General features: G+C 67.4%; 1 protein-coding gene. It reads left to right on the forward strand.

The genetic code is table 11. The features are described from left to right. Nucleotides 1-33 precede the first annotated feature (33 nt). On the forward strand, nt 34-414 hold a 381-nt coding region (locus ACTQ49_RS15040; protein WP_441828642.1), incomplete at its 3' end, for a tyrosine-type recombinase/integrase.

Below are 414 nucleotides of genomic sequence, written 5' to 3' on the forward strand. Positions count from 1 at the left end.
GCGGCGGTGTCGGGGATGTATGAGTTCTTGTCCATGCGCGACCCTGATCGCGTCTCACCGATCCCGAAGGGCCGCCCATCGTCGTGGTTCGCCCCTGGTGAGCGCTCGGGGCTGTTGGCTCACACGAAACGACGCCCCACACCCCGGTCCCGGCTGCGGCTGCGCACCCCACGCCGGCTCCCGCGGGCCTTGTCCGCTGCGGAGTGTTCCGCACTGTTGGCCAGTCTGCACAGCAAGCGTGACCTGGCGATGGCCGGGCTGATGCTCTACTGCGGGTTGAGATCGTGTGAAGTGCTGTCGCTAACGGTCGCCGACGTCGACATCGGCGCCCGCTGGCTGACCGTTCACGGAAAGGGAGCCAAGGACCGTCGGGTCCCGTTCGACGCAGACATCGCGGCGGTGATCAACGCCTAC

The organism is Luteococcus sp. Sow4_B9 (assembly GCF_052116585.1).
GTDB lineage: Bacteria > Actinomycetota > Actinomycetes > Propionibacteriales > Propionibacteriaceae > Luteococcus.